11 protein-coding genes are annotated in these 15,827 nt (G+C 69.0%); 7 read left to right on the forward strand and 4 right to left on the reverse strand.

Going from position 1 to position 15,827, the window contains the following annotated elements; genetic code table 11:
• Window positions 1-164: 164 nt before the first annotated feature.
• Window positions 165-2,723: an ABC transporter permease gene (locus tag VGV37_RS03625; RefSeq protein ID WP_326878252.1), complete on the reverse strand. Its 2,559-nt coding sequence runs from the start codon at window positions 2,721-2,723 to the stop codon at window positions 165-167.
• Window positions 2,716-3,444 carry an ABC transporter ATP-binding protein gene (locus tag VGV37_RS03630; protein WP_326878253.1) on the reverse strand — a complete coding sequence of 243 codons (729 nt, stop codon included), beginning with the start codon at window positions 3,442-3,444 and terminating at the stop codon, window positions 2,716-2,718. The genes VGV37_RS03625 and VGV37_RS03630 overlap by 8 nt, the downstream gene beginning before the upstream one ends.
• Window positions 3,445-3,541: 97 nt before the next feature.
• Between VGV37_RS03630 and VGV37_RS03635 the strand changes: the two genes are divergently transcribed.
• Genes VGV37_RS03635 through VGV37_RS03645 form a run of 3 tightly spaced genes read left to right on the forward strand, consistent with a single transcriptional unit; the run spans window position 3,542 to window position 6,107 of the window.
• Window positions 3,542-4,171: an arylesterase gene (locus tag VGV37_RS03635; protein ID WP_326878254.1), complete on the forward strand. Its 630-nt coding sequence runs from the start codon at window positions 3,542-3,544 to the stop codon at window positions 4,169-4,171.
• Window positions 4,168-5,280: an FIST signal transduction protein gene (locus VGV37_RS03640; RefSeq protein WP_326878255.1), complete on the forward strand. Its 1,113-nt coding sequence runs from the start codon at window positions 4,168-4,170 to the stop codon at window positions 5,278-5,280. The genes VGV37_RS03635 and VGV37_RS03640 overlap by 4 nt, the downstream gene beginning before the upstream one ends.
• A gap of 2 nt (window positions 5,281-5,282) precedes the next feature.
• Entirely contained in the window at window positions 5,283-6,107 is an 825-nt protein-coding gene (locus VGV37_RS03645; protein WP_326878256.1) for a VOC family protein, read from the forward strand.
• Here the strand turns inward: VGV37_RS03645 and VGV37_RS03650 are convergent.
• Window positions 6,083-6,550 (reverse strand): DoxX family protein, encoded by a 468-nt coding sequence (locus VGV37_RS03650; protein ID WP_326878257.1) that lies wholly within the window; start codon window positions 6,548-6,550, stop codon window positions 6,083-6,085. The genes VGV37_RS03645 and VGV37_RS03650 overlap by 25 nt on opposite strands.
• A gap of 106 nt (window positions 6,551-6,656) precedes the next feature.
• On the opposite strand from VGV37_RS03650, the gene VGV37_RS03655 reads away from it, so the two are divergent.
• The 4 genes from VGV37_RS03655 (at window position 6,657) to VGV37_RS03670 (ending at window position 10,760) form a co-directional block, all read left to right on the forward strand.
• A complete protein-coding gene (locus tag VGV37_RS03655; RefSeq protein WP_326878258.1) occupies window positions 6,657-7,106 on the forward strand; it encodes a cupin domain-containing protein in 450 nt (149 codons plus the stop codon).
• Window positions 7,091-8,011, forward strand: a complete 921-nt coding sequence (locus tag VGV37_RS03660) for an SMP-30/gluconolactonase/LRE family protein (protein ID WP_326878259.1) — start codon at window positions 7,091-7,093, stop codon at window positions 8,009-8,011. Before VGV37_RS03655 ends, VGV37_RS03660 begins: the two co-directional genes overlap by 16 nt.
• 42 nt (window positions 8,012-8,053) lie before the next feature.
• Window positions 8,054-9,625 carry a GMC family oxidoreductase gene (locus tag VGV37_RS03665; RefSeq protein ID WP_326878260.1) on the forward strand — a complete coding sequence of 524 codons (1,572 nt, stop codon included), beginning with the start codon at window positions 8,054-8,056 and terminating at the stop codon, window positions 9,623-9,625.
• A 94-nt stretch (window positions 9,626-9,719) separates the two neighbouring features.
• On the forward strand, window positions 9,720-10,760 hold the full coding sequence (locus VGV37_RS03670; protein WP_326878261.1) for an NADP(H)-dependent aldo-keto reductase: 1,041 nt from the start codon (window positions 9,720-9,722) through the stop codon (window positions 10,758-10,760).
• A 41-nt stretch (window positions 10,761-10,801) separates the two neighbouring features.
• On the opposite strand, the gene VGV37_RS03675 is transcribed toward VGV37_RS03670, so the two are convergent.
• Window positions 10,802-15,827, reverse strand: a 5,026-nt coding sequence (locus tag VGV37_RS03675) for an Ig-like domain-containing protein (RefSeq protein ID WP_326878262.1), incomplete at its 5' end; no start/stop codon positions are given.

Raw genomic sequence — 15,827 nt, forward strand, 5'->3', positions numbered from 1 at the left:
TCGTACTCGGCGCCGACCGCCGCGCTGCGGCCTACCGACCAGGGATCCTGAGAACCGTAAGACATTGAAGCCTCGTGAAAGTAGGGTGGGAGAACCCAGCATCCCACGATATTGGGACGTCGGCCTCCAATTCAATGAATACCACGTCCCGCCAACATTAAGGATTATTCATTCCGCAGGTGCGGTGCGGCCTTGGCGCCCAGCGCGCGCCAGGTGCCGGCGAAGCCCACGAGCAGGGTCAGGATCACGCTCGCCCCCACCGTCTCGACCACGCGCAGCCCGTCGAAGCTCCATTCGCCCTTCATCACCTGGGTCGTGACCGCCCAGGCGGCGATCGTTCCGAGCGCGGTCGCGATCAGCGCCGCGATCAGGCCCAGCAGCCCGTATTCCAACAGGAAGCCCAGCGCCAGCCGGCGCCGCGTACCGCCCAGCACCTTCAGCACGATCGCCTCGTACACCCGGCGCTGCTGGCCGGCGGCGATGGCGCCCGACAGCACGAGCGCGCCGACCGCGAGCGTGATGGCCGCGGTCAGGCGCACCGCGTCGGCCAGGTCGCCCAGAATCTGGTTGACCGTATCCAGCACGTCCTTGACCCGGATCGCCGAGACGTTCGGAAACCGGTCGGTGACGGCGCGCTCCAGCGCAGCCGCATCGGCCGGCGTCGCGGCGCGCACGGTCGCGAGGTTGGTCTGCGGCGCGTGATCGAGTGCGCCTGGCGAGAAGATCGTGAAGAAATTGATGCCGAGGCTGCTCCAGTCGATGCGCCGGACGTTGGCCAAGGTGGCACCGACCTCTCGGCCCGCGACCGAGAAGGTGACGCTGTCGCCCAGCTTCAAGTGCAGTCCCTTGGCCAGCGTCGTGTCGAGCGAGATCAGCGGCGGTCCCTGGTAGTCCGACGCCCACCAGGTGCCGTCGACGACCCGGCTGCCGTCGGGCAGTTTCGAGGTATAGGTCAGGCCACGCTCGCCGCGCACCGCCCACAGCGCGCCGGGATCGATCGGCGCCTGGTCGACCGGGATCCCGTTCAGCTTGACGATGCGCGCCCGGAGGTTAGGCACGCGCTCCAGCCCGGTGATGCCCGGCGTGCGGGTCGCCAGATCCTCGAAGCCCGCGACCTGGTCCGGCTGGATGTCGATGAAGAAGGTGCTGGGCGCCTGGGCCGGCAGCCGCTCCGTCACGTCGCGCCCGAGGCTCGATTCGACCAGGGCGACCGCGACCAGCACAGTCAGCCCCAGGCCCAGCGACAGGACGACGCTGGGCGTCGCAGCACCCGGCCGATGCAGGTTGGCGACGGCGAGCCGCAGGGTCGGCCAGCGGATCGCGCGCAGGCGCCGCGCCAGCACCATGACGCCGGCGCTCGCCAGGCGGAACAGCACCAGGGCGGCGAGGACGCCGGCGACGAACCAGGATGCCAGCAGCGCGTCGTCGGCGGTGCCGATGGCAAGCGCCGCCAGCGCCACGCCGACGATCAGCGTCGCGAGCCCGTCGCGCCAGCCGAGCCGCCCTTCGAGACCGAGGATTGCCGCCCGGAACAGCGCCGCCGCCGGCACGCCGCGCGCCCGCGCCAGCGGCCAAAGCGAGAAGGCGACGGCGACCAGCGCGCCGAACAATGCTGCCAGGCCCAACGGACGCGGATAGAGCGCCAGGCGGGCCGCGACCGGCAGCTTGTCGCCGGCCAGCGCCACGATCGCCCAGGGTGCAGCGGCGCCGATGGCGAGCCCGAGTGCGATGCCGACCAGGCCCAGCAGCAGCAGCTCGATCAGATAGGCCATGAAGATCACCCGGCCCGACGCGCCAAGGCACTTGAGCGTGGCGATGGTCGCGGTCTTTTCCGCCAGATGGGCCGAAATCGCGTTGCCGACGCCGACGCCGCCGACCAGCAAGGTGGTCAGGCCGACCAGGGTCAGGAACAGGCCGGTGCGGTCGATGAAGGTCTGGACCGACGGCGCCGCCTCGCTGGTGTCGCGCGCACGCCAGCCGGCCTCCGGGAATTTCTGGTTCGCCGCCCCGATGATCGACGCGGCCCGCACGCCCGGATCGAGGCGCAGCCGCGCGACCGTGACCGAGATGGTGCCGGGCTGGTCGAGCCCGGTCGCCGCCAGGGCGTCGCGCGAGATCATCACGCGCGGGCCCAGCTTGAAGGGATTGGCGCCGGCGTCGGGCTCTTTCAGCAGGCTGGCCCGGATCACGAACTGGCCCTCGCCCAGGGTCAGCCGGTCGCCCAGCTTGACGCCCAGCCGGTCGAGCACGGCCGGATCGACCACGACGCCGGGCATGCCGTCCTTCACCGCCAGCGCAGCGTCGAGCGGCATGGCGGGATCGAGTACGACCGAGCCATAGAGCGGATAGGCGCCGTCGACCGACTTCAGCTCGACCAGCGTCCGCTCGCCGCCGTCGGCGGTACGCGCCATGCCGCGCATCTCGCGCGCCACGCTCAAGTGGCCCTGGTCAGCCAGATAGGCCTGTTCGTCAGCCGGCATGCTGCGCTGGGTCAGGCGGAATTCGACGTCGCCGCCGAGGATCGCCTGGCCGTCGGCGCGCAGTCCCTGGACCAGGCCGGACGAGAGCGAGCCGACACCGGCGATGGCGGCCACACCGATCGCCAGGCAGGCGATCAGGATGCGAAAGCCGCGGAGCCGGTCGCTGAACCCGGCCCTGAGCTCGCTGCGGGCGAGCCGCATGGCCAATTTCAGGTCGGTCGGCTCGACGCCCCGCTCAGCCACGGGCGGCGACCGGAGCTACCGGCCGTTTGCGATCGCCGACGACCCGGCCGTCGGCCAGCTCGATCACCCGGTCGCACCGGTCGGCCAGCACCGGGTCGTGGGTCACCAGCAGCATGGTCGTGCCCGTGCGGGCCTGAAGCTCGAACATCAGGTCCATCACCTTGCGGCCGGTCGCCTGGTCGAGGTTGCCGGTCGGTTCGTCGGCGATCAGCAGCCGGGGTTCGGCAGCAAAAGCGCGGGCCAGCGCCACGCGCTGCTGCTCACCGCCCGACAGCTGGCTTGGATAATGGGTCAGGCGATGGCCGAGCCCGACGGCCTGCAGCCCCCCGCGCGCGCGGTCGAACGCATCGCGTCGGCCGGCGAATTCCAGCGGGATGGCGACGTTTTCCAGCGCGCTCATGGTGGGCAGCAGGTGGAAGGATTGGAACACGATCCCCACATGATCGCGGCGGAAGCGCGCGAGTCCGTCTTCGTCGAGCGCGGCATAATCGACGCCCGCGACCGAGACCCGGCCGCTGGTCGGCCGTTCGAGGCCGCCCATGACCATCATCAAGGTGGTCTTGCCGGACCCGGACGGGCCGACGATGCCGACCGTTTCGCCGGGATCGATTGCCAGGTCGATCCCGTTCAGAATGTTGACCTCGCCACCGGCGCTCGTCAGTTTGAGCGTCAGCGCATCGAGACGGATCATGGCGTCGCTATTGGCGGGAGCCGAATTCATGCCGGAACTTTCGGGATCGCGTCGGACCGGAAATGGCCGTGGACCGAGCAAATATGGCCTGCACTCCCCGCTTTTCAACGCGCCGCGGTGCAGCGGTGTGTGGTTTGTCGCATCGGCATTGCTGGCGCTCGCCTCGAGCGCCGGAGCGGCCGAAGCGGCGCCGATCAAGCTCCTGGCGTTCGGCGACAGCCTGACCGCCGGCTATGGTGTGGCGCCGGAAGCAGCCTATCCGGTCAAGCTGCAGGCAGCACTCAAGTCCAAGGGCTACGACGTCCAGGTCATCAATGCCGGCGTCTCCGGCGACACGACGGCGGGCGGGCTCGCCCGGCTGGACTGGGCCTTGGGCGACAAGCCGGACTATGCGCTGGTCGAACTGGGTGCCAACGACGCGCTGCGCGGGCTCGACCCGGCGGCGGCCCGGGCCAACCTCGACCGCATCCTCACCGGGCTGGAGCAGGCCAAGGTCAAGGTGCTGCTGATGGGCATGCTGGCGCCGCGCAACTGGGGCGCCGACTACCAACAGCATTTCGACAAGATCTTCCCCGACCTGGCGGCGCAGCACCACGTACCGCTCTATCCGTTCTTCCTCGACGGCGTGGCGCTCGATCCGAAGCTGAACCAGCCGGACATGCTGCACCCGCTGGCCGCCGGGGTCGACGTGATCGTCGCGCGCACCTTGCCGGCAATCCAGCAATTGCTGGGCCCGCCCGGCTCGGCGCCGTCTTGACCGGCGCGTTCCGCCTGGGCCATGCCGGCGGCGAGGATTGGCAGGTGCTCTATGGCGACTGCCTGGCTCAGATCACGCCTTTGCCGGCCGACGCCAATTTCGGCCTGCTCTACGTCACCGACCTGCTCGCCGGTGAATTACCGGGAATCCTCGACCGGCTGAAACGCGACACGGGCATCGCCGTCTGGGTCGGTGCCGTCGGCATCGGCATCTGTGCTACCGGCGTCGAGTATATGGACGAGCCGGCGCTGGCGTTCCTGGTCGGCGCCCTGCCGGCGGGCAGCTTCCGCCTGTTCGCGCTGGACCAGCCCGACCCTCCTTCGGCTCTCACTCGGCCGGCACCGGGCGGCGAACGGCTTTCGACCGGCCTGGTCCACGGCGATCCACGCTTCGGTGCCGTGGCCGAGACGGTCGCGGCCGTCGCCGGTGCCGCCCAGGCCTATCTGATCGGCGGGCTGAGTTCCGCGCGCACCGCGCCGTGGCAGGTCGCCGGCAAGGTGGTCGAGAGCGGCGTGTCGGGCGTGCTGTTCGACGACCGGATCGAACTGGTCACCGGCATGACCCAGGGCTGCTCGCCGATCGGCCCGGTGCGGCGGATCACCGCCGGTGTCGACAACATCATCAGCGAAATCGACGGCCAGCCGGCGCTGGAGATCTTCAAGCGGGACATCGGCGAGCTGTTGTCGCGCGACCTGCAGAAGGTCGGCGGATTGATCTTCGCCGGCCTGCCCGTGCCGGGCACCGACCGCGCCGACTATCTGGTGCGCAACCTGCTGGCGATCGACCAGGGCGAGGGCTGGATCGCCATCGCCGGCCCGGTCGCCCCCGGCGATGCCATCCTGTTCTGCCGGCGCGATCGGGCGGCGGCGACGGCCGACCTCGACCGCATGGTCGACGATGTGGTGCGGCGTGCCGGCGGCCGGGCCAAGGGCGGTGTCTATTTCTCCTGCGTCGGGCGCGGCCCCGGCTTCTTCGGCGGCGAGGGCGTGGAAATGGCGGCGATCCAGGAGCGGCTGCCCGACCTGCCGCTGGTCGGGTTCTTCGGCAACGGCGAGATCGTATGCGACCGGATCTATGGCTACACCGGCGTGCTGGCCCTGTTTCTGTAGCGATGGACCCACGCATCCTACGGATCACCCGCGTCGTCGCGGACCTGGACCGGGCGGCGGCATTCTACCGGAATTCGCTCGGATTCAGCATCGTGTCTATGGGACATTTCGAGATCGAAACGTTCGGATCGGGCGAAGAGATCCAGCTTCGCCTGGGCGCCGAGCACGTCGCGCTCGCCCGGTTCGCCACGCCCGGCAAGGCTTATCCCCCGGACAGCCGCACCGACGATCTCTGGTTCCAGCATCTGGCCATCGTCGTCGCCGACATGGATGCGGCCTATGCCCATTTGGCCGAACATCCAGGCTGGCGCCCGATCAGCGAGGGCGGGCCGCAGACCCTGCCCCCGGCGAACGGATCGGTGCACGCCTTCAAGTTCCGCGATCCCGACGGGCATCCGCTGGAGCTGATCTGGTTTCCGCCCGGCCAAGGCCGGCCGGTCTGGTACGAGCGCCATTTTGATGGCCCGTTCCTGGGTATCGATCATAGCGCGCTGGCCGTCGCGTCGACTGAACGCAGCGTTGCATTCTACGGCGCGCTAGGGCTCCGGGTCGCCAATCGGTCATTGAACCAGGGGCCGGCCCAGGTTCGGCTCGACAGCGTACCGGGCGCGCGCGTCATGGTGACGGGACTGCGCCCCGCCTCGAACGACGGGATGGGGCTGGAACTGCTTGCCTATGAGCCACCGGGCCGGCCGGCGGCGAGCGCGCCGAACGATCGAGCCACCGATTGGGTCACCCTCGCCGTGCCCGGTGCCGGCGGCGCCGTCGTCGACCCGGATGGACATCGGCTGGTTTTGGTCGATCAGGGGATCGGGCTGCCGGCCTGAGGTCCCATGACATGCGACGATGTCAACGGATGGCGCGCCACCATGCTGACCGGTAGCAGGCCCTGGGACAGCACGACCAGGCCCAGGCCACCGACCAGGCCGAAGTTCTTCAGGAATTCCCAGAAATGCTGCAGCCCCTCGCCTTCCTGGAAGCGCCAGAATCCGGGAAAGCGCCAGAACTGGTGGAACAGCACGGCCGTGATGGCACAGAAGCCCGCGAGGACGAAGGCGGCGAGCCGATCGTGCCAACCGGTCACGATGCAGATCGGCGCCACGACCTCGACCAGGATCGAGGCCCAGAGCATTGCCGGCTTGAACGGCAGGGTGCCGGCCTGCTTCATCGCGGAGTCCCAGTTCACGATCTTGTCGAGCGCGCTGAACGGGAACAGCACCACCAGGCAGATGCGCAACAGCAGCGGCACATAGTCGTTGATCCAGATCATCGGGGGCGGCTTCCGGGATGGTGTGACGGGCTCTGACGCAAACCAAACGGAACCTCGCAGGTTCCGGGCAGTTCAATCAGGGACAGATCCGCGATGGGAGCCGCGCATGACCGACACCACGGGACCGCGACCCGAAATCCTGTATTGGCATCTCTGGACCGACGACGACGGCGTCAGCCACCAGACGCGCTGCAGCCTGAGCGAGTTCGAGCTGAAGGGCGTCGGCAATGCCGCGCCGCAATGGAACAACCGGCAGGAGCGGTCCGAGGCGACCGTCGTCTATACCGTCCAACCGGTCGGCTGGATCGGCGACTGGCACGAGAACCCGGCGCCGCAATGGATCGTCGTGCTGTCCGGCCGCTGGTGGATCGAGGCGATGGACGGCAGCCGGATCGAGCAGGGGCCGGGCGAATTCTCGCTGGGCGAGGACCAGGGCTGCGTGCCGAACGACGGGCGCAAGGGCCATCGGTCCGGCACGATCGGCGACGTGCCGGCCATGCTGATGACGGTCCAGCTGCACGTGCCGCCGGTGCGCCGCCCGTGTCATCTGAAATGATCGGCGGCTTCGAGATCCTGGATCCGCGCTTCCGGTCCTTCGTCCTGCCCAATGCGCCGCTGGTCCCGCTGGGCGAGGGCTTCGCCTGGCTGGAGGGACCGGTGTGGTTCGCCGACCAGGATTGCCTGCTGGTCAGCGACCTGCCGAACGACCGTATCCTGCGCTGGACCGAGGATGGCGGGATCTCGGTATTCCGCAAGCCGGCGGGCTTTCCGAACGGCCACACGCGCGACCGCCAGGGCCGGCTGGTCGGATGCTCGCACCAGCATCGCCACCTCACGCGCACCGAACTCGACGGCAGCATTACCGTGCTGGCCGAACACTACCGGGGCCGGCGGTTGAATTCGCCCAACGACCTGGTTTGCCGGTCGGACGGCACGATCTGGTTCACAGACCCGCTCTACGGCATCAATACCGACTACGAGGGCGGCAAGCAGCAGTCCGAGCTGCCGCCGGCGCTCTATCGCCTGGACCCCGCCGACGGCAGCCTGACCGTGATGGCCGACGATTTTGAAGGGCCGAACGGCCTGGCCTTCTCGCCGGACGAACGCCGGCTCTATGTCAGCGAGAGCGGCCGGCAGTTCGCCGAGGAGCCGGTGCGGCACATCCGCGTGTTCGACGTGCGCGAGGATGGCCGCCGGCTCTCGGAAGGCCGGATCTTCCACACGATCAGCCTCGGTTTCGCCGACGGGTTTCGGGTCGACCAGGACGGCAATGTCTGGAGCAGCGCCGCCGACGGCGTGCACTGCATCGCGCCCGACGGCACGAAGCTGGGCCGGATCGCCGTGCCGTTTCCCGTGTCCAACCTGACCTTCGGCGGCCGCAACCGCGCCCGCCTGTTCATCTGCGCCTCGCACACGCTGTTCGCGATCTACACGAACCAGCGCGGCGCGGCCTGGCCATGAGGAACCGATGAAAATCATTTCGCCAACGGATGCGGCGCGACCATGACCACCCTTCACTACGACGTCATCGTGATCGGCAGCGGCCCCGGCGGCGCCTCTCTGGCACAGCGCCTGGCGCCGACCGGCAAGCGGATCCTGCTGATGGAGCGCGGCGACTACCTGCCGCGCTCGCCGGCCAACTGGGATTCCCAGACCGTGTTCGTCGACGGCGCTTACCAGGCCAAGGAGACCTGGTACGGCAGCGACGGCAGGGCGTTTCATCCGGGCCTGCACTATTACGTCGGCGGCAATTCGAAGGTGTATGGCGCGGCGCTGCTGCGACTGCGCGAGCGCGATTTCGAGGAGATCCAGCACCAGGACGGCATCTCGCCGGCCTGGCCGCTGAAGTACGACGCGTTCGAGCCCTACTATGCCGAGGCCGAACGGCTGTTCCACGTCCATGGCCAGCGCGGCGAGGATCCGACCGAGCCGCCGGCGAGCGGCCCGTTCCCCTATCCGCCGGTCTCCCATGAGCCGCGCATTCAGGACCTGAACGACAGCCTGGCGCAAAATGGCTTGCATCCGTTCCACCTGCCGCTCGGCATCCTGCTCGACGAAAAGGACGGCAAGGTGACGCCGACCAGCACCTGCATCCGGTGCGACGCGTTCGATGGCTTCCCCTGCCTGCTGAACGGCAAGGCGGACGCCCAGGTCATGTGCGTCGATCCGGCGCTGGCAGCATATCCGAACCTGACCCTGCTGACCGGCGCCTATGTGTCGCGCCTTGATACCGACCCGACCGGCCGCACGGTCACCGGCGTCCAGGTGACGCGCGGTGGCCTGGAGGAGCGCTATAGCGCCGATATCGTCGTCGTCGCCTGCGGTGCCCTGTCGTCGGCCCTGCTGCTGCTGCGCTCGGCCAGCGCCAGCCATCCGAACGGCCTTGCCAACGGCTCCGACCAGGTCGGCCGCAACTACATGCGGCATAACCAGTCCGTGCTGATGGCCCTGCTGCGCGAGCCGAACGACACGGTGTTCCAGAAGACGCTCGCGCTCAGCGACTATTACTTCGGCACCGACGATTGGGATTATCCGCTGGGCCTGATCCAGATGTGCGCGACCTCGCACGGTGCGCAGATCCGCGGCGAGGCCCTGCCCGCCTGGCTGGAATGGATGCCGAAGATGCCGTTCGAACAGATGGCCCGCCATTCCCTGGATTTCTGGCTGTCGGGCGAGGACCTGCCCCGTCCGGAGAACCGGATCTCCTACGACGGCGACCGCGTCGTGCTCGCCGTGACCGAGACCAACATGGAGGCGCATCGGCGCCTGAAGAAGAAGCTGGAAAAGATCCTGGGGGCCGCCGGCGCCCATCCGGTGCTGCTGGAACGCAGCCTCTATTTCGGCAAGGACATCCCGATCGGCGGCACTGCGCACCAGGCCGGGACGGCCCGCTTCGGCACCGATCCGGCGATCTCGGTGCTCGACCTCGACTGCAGGGCCCACGAGCTCGACAATCTCTATGTCGCGGACGCGAGCTTCTTCCCGTCGATCGGTGCCGTGAACCCGACCCTGACCATCATCGCCAACGCGCTGCGCGTCGCGGACCGGATCAAGCAGAGGCTGGGCACGGGCTGAGCCGCCGGCCGACCTGCCGGCGCGGCTTGACCCGGTCGGTGGGCGGCGGGCATGGTCGGGATCCTCCCTCCCCTTCCTTACCCACGGGTGTTCCATGGATTATCGCCGCCTCGGCCGAACCGACATCGAGGTCAGCCGGGTCTGCCTCGGCACCATGACCTTCGGCGAGCAGAATACCGAAGCCGAGGCCCATGCCCAGCTGAGCCTGGCCCACGACCATGGCATCACATTCATCGACGCCGCCGAAATGTACCCGGTGCCGCCGAAGCCCGAGACCCAGGGCCTGACCGAGCGATACGTCGGCAGCTGGCTGAAGGCGACGGGCTTGCGCGACAAGCTGGTGCTGGCCACCAAGGTCGTGGGTGCGGCGCGCGACATGAAGCATATCCGCAACGGCTCGTCGCGGCTCAACGGTGCCAACATCCGCGCCGCGGTCGAGGACAGCCTCGTCCGGCTCGGCACCGACCGGATCGACCTCTACCAGCTGCATTGGCCCGATCGGAAGACCACGACCTTCGGCCAGACCACCTATGTCCATGAGGTCGATCCCGAGGAAGTGCCGATCGAAGCGACGCTCGATGCATTGGCGGGACTGGTCGAGGCAGGAAAGATCCGCGCCGTCGGCTTGTCGAATGAAACGCCGTGGGGCGCCATGCGCTTCCTGGCCCTGGCCGAACAGCGCGGCCTGCCGCGCGTCGCCAGCATCCAGAATGCCTATAGTCTGGTGAACCGCACCTTCGAGCAGGGCCTTGCCGAGATCGCGCTGCGCGAGGATTGCGGGTTGCTGCCCTATTCGCCGCTGGGCGGCGGCACGCTGACCGGCAAATACCTGAACGGCGCCAGGCCTGCCGGTGCGCGGATGACGCTCTTCACCCGCTTCACCCGCTACAACAGCGCCGAGGCCCTGGACGCGATCGGCCGCTACGTGGCGCTGGCCCGCGAGCATGGGCTGGACCCGGCCCAGATGGCGCTCGCTTTCGTCCATCGCCAGCCGTTCGTGACCTCGACCATCATCGGCGCCACGTCGGTCGAGCAGCTGAAGCAGGACCTGGGAGGCTTCGACCTGGTCCTGTCCGACGCGGTGCTGGCCGGCATCGAGGCGATCCACCGGGCCATCCCCAGCCCCTGCCCCTGACAGGCGTCGGCCGGCCTTGTCGGAGCCGGCCGGGTGCGTCCTCAAAAGTGGGAGACGACGATCAGGCGGACCTGGCTGTCCTGCACGTCGTGGATGCCGAAGCTGTTCTCGTAGGCGAGGCCGAAGCTGTAGCTGCCGACCTTGAGCGTCGTGCCGATGCCCAGTTGCATGTGGTTGCTATCGACCGGCGTGCCTGGGACCGTATAGGCCGGCCCGGCCGCCGCGAGATCGGCATAGGCGAGGCCGGCGTGGCTTTGCCCCTCGAAATCATGCTGAAGCTCCAGCCGAGCGAACGGCATCAGCATGCCCCAGTCGAGCGGGATGGCGAGGTCGCCCTTGAGGCCGAGCGTGCCGGTGAAGGTCGTGACCGACTGGCTGAAATAGGTCAGGGCCGCCTGGCCCGGGGCGGATTCGCTGAACCGATCGAGCGTCGAGTCGCTGTAGTCGATCCGGCCGTAGGGCGTCAGCCGGAACGTGTCGGTCTTGTACTGATAGCCGCCGGTCAGCGACCCGAAGCTCTGCTCGCCGTTGCGATGGCCGCGTGCATAGTCCGTCGTGGTCGCGATGAGCCGCGTCGAGTCGTAGTCGAGCCAGCCATAGCCCAGCACGCCATCGATGAAGGTGTCGGTCGACGGATGATAGGTGCCGTAAAGCGCGACGCTGTAGCTGTCGGCGATGCTCTTGGTGCCGTCGCTGCCGATGTCGCTCGAGTCATGGCCCCAGCCGCCGCCGACGCCGACCGTCACCTGGTCGGTCAGGCGATAGTCGACACCGCCGCTGACCCCGTCGGTCGTGAAGCCGTAGCCGGCGCGCTGTGCCGTGCTGTTGCGCGCGCCGAAGTCGATCGAGCCGCCGGTCCAGAGCGCTAGGCCGGAGGGCAGCAGGCTGCCATCGCCGCCAGTCAGGTGCGGACCGCCCGTGGCGGTAGCCGTGTCATCGGGCTTGGTCGCCATATCGGTCCGGCTGGCTCGATGGATGTCGGTCGTGCCGCGGGTCAGCGGGTTGTCGTCAGGATCGGTCTGGTTGCCGCCGAGCGACAGGGAGCCAACGCTGACGCTGAGCCCGTTCGACGAATGCGCCGGCCCGTCGCCATGCAGCTGTTCGAGACGCTGGTTGAAATTGCCGATCTGAGCGGTCGCGAAGCGGCGTGCCGCCTCGATCTGCGCGCTGATCAGGCCGACGACGTCGGCATTGACCGACGGATCCAGCCGTGGTGCCACCACGAAGATCAGCTCTCCGGGCACCGATTGCGCGAAGGCGTTGGCCAGCGAGTAGGTGATGGTCGCGGTGCCGACGAAGGCCGGGTTGGGCACGAAGACGATCTTGAACGCGCTGCCGTTGACCGTGATCGTGTCGGCGGCTGCCGGCTTGATGCCGAAGGCTTCGGCGAAGATGTGCAGCGGCCCGGTGCTGGAGGATTGCCCGGTGATCGGCACCAGGGTCACCGTGCCGGCATTGGCCGGCTCGACGCTGACCAGCGAGGCCGAGACGAACGGCCCGCCGGTGGCACCCTCGGTGATATTGACCGAGACCGTGCCTGTGCTGGTCGGCGATTGCGGCGGGGTCACGATGGTCTGGGGCGGTGCCGGCACGGGGACCGGGTTGACCGTGACGGTCGCGGTCGCCGGAGCGGACGCGCCATAGAGGTTGGAGACGGTGTAGGTGAAGGTGACGGTGGCGACCGTCGTCTGGCCGGCGGTCGGCGTGTAGACGATGGTCTGGCCGTTGACCACGGCCGTGCCGGAACTGGGCGCGGTCATGATCGCCACGGCGGTGAACGGGCCGTTCGTCGCGGTCGCGGTCGGGTTGAGCGTGACCGGCGTGGTGGTCAGCACCTGGGCGGTCAGGGCCGCGGCGACCGGGACGGCGAGCGGCGTTACGGTGATGGTCACGGTCGCCGGCGCCGAGGTGCCGCCCGGGCCGGTCGCGGTATAGGTGAAGCTGTCCGCGCCGAAATAGTTGGACGTAGGCATGTAGGCGACGGTGGTGCCGCTGACCGTCGCCGTGCCGTGCGCCGGGTTGGTCGCGACGGCCACGCTGGTGATCGGCCCGGTGACACTGGCGCCGACGTTGATGGTGGCACGGGTGTTAGACGGTGTCGTGGCGGTGACGGCGGCCGCGACCGGGACTTGCTGCGTCGTCGGCAACGCATAGGCGATGGCGGCGTGGTAAGGGCCGCTGCCGGTGCTGCTGTCGGTCGCCTGGATCGTGGCGGTGAAACTGCCGGCCGTGGTCGGCCGACCGGACAGCACTCCGGTCATGGCATTCAAGGCCAGGCCCGGCGGCAAAGTGCCGGACGCGACGGTGAACTGATAGGGCGCCGTGCCGCCGCTGGCACCGAGCGTCTGGCTATAGGCAACGTTCACCTGCGGTGCCGGCAGGGTTGCCGGTGTCAGGGCCACGGTCGCGGCCCCGATCGTCAGCGTATAGGCGTTGCTGATCGAGAAGCTGGCCGCATCGGTCGCCTTGATCGTGACCGGGAAGCTGCCGCCCGCCGTCGGCGTGCCGGCGAGCGTGCCGCTGGTCGACAGGGCGAGCCCGGCCGGCAGGCTGCCCGAGGTCACGCTGTAGCTGTAGGGGGCAGTGCCGTTGGTCGTGCTCAAGGCCTGGCTGTAGGCCCCCGAGACCGTGCCTGCGGGCAGGCTCGAAGGCGCCAGGACCAGCGTCGGCGCCGTCACCGTGATCGAGACGGTCGCCGGTGCCGATGTGCCGCCGACATTGGTCGCGGTATAGGCGAAGCTGTCCGTGCCGGCATAGTTGGTGGCCGGCGTATAGGTGATCGACGTGCCGCTCGCCGTCGCCGTACCGTGCGAGGCCGCCGACGAGATCGCAACCGAGGTGGCGGTGCCGCCGCCAAAACTCAAGGCGATCGGATTGCTGGTGCTGTTGTTGGCGACCGTTGCGCTGACGGCCGCAACGCTCGGCACCTGAGGCCGGACCGTGATCGTGACCGTCGCCGGCGCGGAGGTGCCGGTGACGTTCGTCGCGGTGTAGGTGAAGCTGTCGCTGCCGCTATAACCCGAGGTCGGCGTGTAGGTGATGCTGGTTCCGCTCGCCGTCGCCGTGCCATGCGAGGCCGCCGACGCGACCGCGACCGAAGCGGCCCCGCCGCCGCCGAAGCTCAGGGCGATCGGATTGGCCGAGCTGCCGAAGGCAACGGTCGCGCTGACCGCCGCCACCGTCGGCGCCTGAGGCCGGACCGTGATCGTGACGGTCGCCGGCGCGGAGGTTCCGGCGACGTTCGTGGCGGTGTAGGTGAAACTGTCCGAGCCCGTGTAGCCCGAAGCCGGCGTATAGGTGATGCCGGTCCCGCTCGCCGTCGCGGTGCCGTGCGAGGCGGCAGACGCGACCGCGACCGACGCGGCGGTACCACCGCCCAGGCTCAGGGTGATCGGATTGGCCGAACTGCCGAACGCTACCGTGGCACTGACCGCCGCCACCGTCGGTGCCTGCGGATTGACCGTGATCGTCACCGTCGCCGGCGAAGACGTGCCGGTCGCATTGGTCGCGGTGTAGGTGAAGCTGTCCGAACCGCTGTAGCCGCTGGTCGGGGTATAGGTGATCGCCGTCCCGCTCGCCGTCGCCGTGCCGTGCGAGGCGGGCGACGCAACCGCGACCGAGGCGGCGGCACCGCCGCTCAGATTGAGTGCGATCGGATTGGCCGAGCTGCCGAATGCCACCGTGGCACTGACGGCGCCCGCGGTGGGCAGCACCGGCGTCGTTGAGATGGAATAGGCCTGCGTGCCGAAATACGGCGCGCCCGTCCCCGTCGTGCTGTCGGTCGCCTTGACGGTGAAGCTGTAGGTATTGGCCGCATTGGGCGTACCCGAGATGACGCCCGTAGAGGCGTTCAGGGTCGTGCCCGTCGGCAGCGCGCCGGCAGAAATGCTGTAGGTGTAGGGCGCCGTGCCGCCGCTGGCGCTGACCGTCTGGCTATAAGGCGTGCCCGAGACGCCGCCCGGCAGGCTGGAGGGGGCCACGGCGATCGTCGGCGCCGCGATCGTCAGGCTGATGGTCGAACCGGTGAAGGCGACGCCCGTCGGGGTGCTGCTGTCGGCGCCGCTTACCGTAAAGCTGAAAGTGCCTGCGGCGGTCGGCGTGCCGGAAATCGTACCGCCGCTCGACAAGGAAAGTCCGCCGGGCAGGCTGCCGCTCGCGAGCGTGGTGGAGAAGCTGTACGGCGACTGACCGCCGCTCACCGAGAGGCTTTGGCCATAGGCGACGGCGGCCGTCCCCGCCGTGAGCGTCGTCGGCGTCACGGAGAGGCTCGGCGCCGATACCGTGATCGTCGCGGTTGCCGGCGCAGAGGCGCCGCTGGCGTTGGTCGCGGTATAGGCGAAGCTGTCGGCGCCGTGATAGCCGGTCGCGGGGGTATAGGTGATGGTCGTGCCGCTTGCGGTCGCCGTACCGTGCGCTGCCGCCGTCGAGACCGCGACCGACGTCGCCGCGCCGCCGCCGAGGCTGAGCGTGACCGGGTTGCCGGTACTGTCGTAGGCGACGGTGGCGCTGACCGCCGACGCCGTCGGCGCCGCCACATAGGTGAAGAGGCTATTTGCGGCATTCGTGCCGGCGGCAGTCGTGACCAGCACGCTCGCCGTGCCGGCGGCATGGGCCGGAGTCGTTGCCGTGATCGAGGTCGCGCTGACGACGGTGATGCCGGTCGCGGCCGTGCCGCCGATGGTGACGGCGGTGGCGCCGGTAAAGCCGGTACCCGTGATCGTGACGGAAGTGCCGCCCAGTGTGCTGCCTGTGGTTGGCGAAATGGCGCTCACCGTCGGCGGCGCTACGTACGTGAAGAGACTGTTCGCGGCATTGGTGCCGCCGGTGGTCGTGACCAGCACGCTCGCCGCGCCGGCGGCATGGGCCGGCGTCGTTGCCGTGATCGAAGTAGCACTGACCACGGTGATGCCGGTCGCGGCCGTGCCGCCGATGGTGACGGCCGTCGCTCCGGTAAAGCCCGTACCCGTTATCGTGACGGAGGTCCCGCCCAGCGTGCTGCCCGACGTCGGCGAGACGGCGCTCACGGTCGGCGGCGTTACATAGGTGAACAGGCTGTTCGCGGCGTTG

It is taken from the genome of Aliidongia sp., assembly GCF_035943795.1.
GTDB lineage: Bacteria > Pseudomonadota > Alphaproteobacteria > ATCC43930 > CGMCC-115725 > Aliidongia.

Coding starts and splice junctions, on each gene's coding strand:
- VGV37_RS03630 (WP_326878253.1), bottom strand. CDS start 3,444: ATGAATTCGGCTCCCGCCAATAGCGACGCCATGATCCGTCTCGATGCG.
- VGV37_RS03645 (WP_326878256.1), top strand. CDS start 5,283: ATGGACCCACGCATCCTACGGATCACCCGCGTCGTCGCGGACCTGGAC.
- VGV37_RS03650 (WP_326878257.1), bottom strand. CDS start 6,550: ATGATCTGGATCAACGACTATGTGCCGCTGCTGTTGCGCATCTGCCTG.
- VGV37_RS03655 (WP_326878258.1), top strand. CDS start 6,657: ATGACCGACACCACGGGACCGCGACCCGAAATCCTGTATTGGCATCTC.
- VGV37_RS03665 (WP_326878260.1), top strand. CDS start 8,054: ATGACCACCCTTCACTACGACGTCATCGTGATCGGCAGCGGCCCCGGC.
- VGV37_RS03670 (WP_326878261.1), top strand. CDS start 9,720: ATGGATTATCGCCGCCTCGGCCGAACCGACATCGAGGTCAGCCGGGTC.